Origin of the sequence: Microtetraspora sp. AC03309 (genome assembly GCF_020826795.1) — a bacterium.
Taxonomy (GTDB): domain Bacteria; phylum Actinomycetota; class Actinomycetes; order Streptosporangiales; family Streptosporangiaceae; genus Microtetraspora; species Microtetraspora glauca.
Window position 1 is genome coordinate 1 of record NZ_JADDIL010000451.1, and the last position, 497, is coordinate 497.

1 protein-coding gene is annotated in these 497 nt (G+C 55.5%); it reads left to right on the plus strand.

Annotated elements, in window-relative coordinates; all coding sequences use genetic code 11:
- Nucleotides 1–497 (plus strand): DEAD/DEAH box helicase family protein (locus IMZ11_RS43805; protein ID WP_228649630.1); only part of this gene is annotated, 497 nt, incomplete at both ends.

The window sequence follows — 497 nt, forward strand, 5'->3', positions numbered from 1 at the left end:
AAGTTCATCATCGTCGTCCCGTCCGTCGCTATCCGTGAAGGCGTCAAGAAGTCGTTCGACATCACGGCCGAACACTTCCAGCAGACATACGGCCGCAGGCCCCGCTGCTTCATCTACAACTCATCGCAACTGCACGAGATCGAACGCTTCAGCTCCGATGCCGGGGTGCAGGTGATGATCATCAACATCCAGGCATTCAACTCGACGAGTAAAGACAACCTCCGCATCTACGATGAACTCGACGACTTCCAGTCGCGTCGGCCGATCGATGTGATCAAAGCGAACCGACCGATCGTCATCATTGATGAGCCGCAGAAGATCAGTGCGCCAAAGGCTTTGGAATCACTGTCACGGTTCAATGCCCTGATGGTGTTGCGTTACTCGGCAACGCACAAGGTCAACCACACCAAGGTCCACCGCCTCGATGCCGTCGACGCCTACAACCAGAAACTGGTCAAACGGATCTCGGTCCGAGGAATCACGGTGAAGGGTTTGGC